Raw genomic sequence first — 1,489 nt, forward strand, 5'->3', positions numbered from 1 at the left:
GATCAACTGGATCGACCTGATCAATGGGGTTAGGTGATGGGTTGGGACCGGGGCCCGGGTTTGGAGTGCCGGGACCTGGGCTTGGATTTGGACTGGGGTTTGGAGAAGGTGATGGGCTGGGACCTGGGTTTGGAATACCGGTGCCTGGATTTGGGCCGGAGCCTGTCTCAGAGTCTCCACCACCACCGCCTGCGAGAGAAGCTGCGAGCCCAACTGCGGCGAGCCCAAGGGCGATCGAACCAATTCCGAAGGTCTCCCCTGTGCTTAGCTCCGAAAGGGAAAAACTACGGATGTCTGGTGTCCGGTCTAAGGTTTGGTTGAGGTAGTCCTCCATAATTGCTGGTCGGCTCAGGAGGATGTACTTGCGTGCATCCTCGAAGGTTGATGGATCGCGCGCATGCTCACTGACGAGGAATTGCAAGGCCTGTTGATTTGAATAGGAGGTGAGTTGATCCGAGTAGATACTCGCCGCGACGGAGGTGGCAAAGGTGACAATGGCCGTCGTGGTCAGGGCTAACGTCTTAAACAGGCGCATGATGATTGCTATTCTTTAGCTGTTAGATTGTAACTGCTCGGTTGCGACCGCGCGCCGTTGATACCGATGAACCGCCCGACCCACCCGGCTCGCAAGTAACAAGCTGAATGTATTGCGGATATTGAGGATTGCTGACCGATCATTCGGTAGGCGGGCCATTCGTTTCCTGCCCAACTTTAGAACCCAGTTACTGTATTATGAAATACTCCGATCCTATGTTTGAATAGACATCGGCTATGGTGCGGCCTGCGCACGCCATGAGATCAGTGGCAGGAGTTTCACCACCTCAACCCAGACGAAAAGACCGAGCGATTGAAGCCGGATCAATCCAAATTAAGGCGGTCCGAAATCCAAAATAATTCGATCCGGTCTACCGCCCTTGAAGACCCAGGATTCAGATAGCTCAGGATGCGCATAGATACCCGCGAGCGCCCAGCCAAGCGCGTAATCCTTTTCCACCACGTGCGGGGTAAGGCCCTGCGTACTGGCAAGTCCAAGGATTTCGCGCTTATCGATCATGCGGGGCGTCCTTCATCCAGCTATCCGGCACACGCAAGCGCCAACGTGTGATGAGACGCGGACACTCCAAAGACGGGTCCAGCTTGGCATGCCCCTTGGTGAGATGCTTGCGCGCTTTGCGGGCAACTATTCCGCCCTTTTCGTGGCGTTCAGCAAGAAAACCGAGCCGCTTGAAGACCGCGCCGTTTCCGTGGCGCAAAGCGTAGTCGATCAACAGATCAGGGTTGCAATCAGGCCGCTGTAGGTAGCGATCAAAACACTCCGAGACATGTTGAATGCCCCCGCCAACCCGGGGATCATCGAGCATATCGATGATTGGGCGGTTAATATCAGACACCGGAATTCGTGTCTGGCCACGCCAAACCGTTTTCGTCCCGAGTATCATCTCATTCTTGATGTGCTTGGGTGTAAAGACCGCACCCTGCCGCTAGACTT

The 1,489-nt window shown here is 55.2% G+C and carries 3 protein-coding genes; all 3 read right to left on the reverse strand.

The annotated features are described in order from the left end of the window. On the reverse strand, positions 1-535 hold a 535-nt coding region (locus ACR0DX_RS22710; protein ID WP_480847542.1), incomplete at its 3' end, for a hypothetical protein. A 333-nt stretch (positions 536-868) separates the two neighbouring features. Further along, positions 869-1,054: a hypothetical protein gene (locus ACR0DX_RS22715; RefSeq protein WP_480423916.1), complete on the reverse strand. Its 186-nt coding sequence runs from the start codon at positions 1,052-1,054 to the stop codon at positions 869-871. Then, the gene (locus tag ACR0DX_RS22720) at positions 1,044-1,361 is read right to left on the reverse strand and encodes a hypothetical protein (RefSeq protein WP_480847544.1); all 318 of its coding nucleotides are present in this window, start codon (positions 1,359-1,361) and stop codon (positions 1,044-1,046) included. The genes ACR0DX_RS22715 and ACR0DX_RS22720 overlap by 11 nt, the downstream gene beginning before the upstream one ends. Between the last annotated feature and the right edge of the window lie 128 nt (positions 1,362-1,489).

The organism is Ruegeria sp. D3, assembly GCF_056534465.1.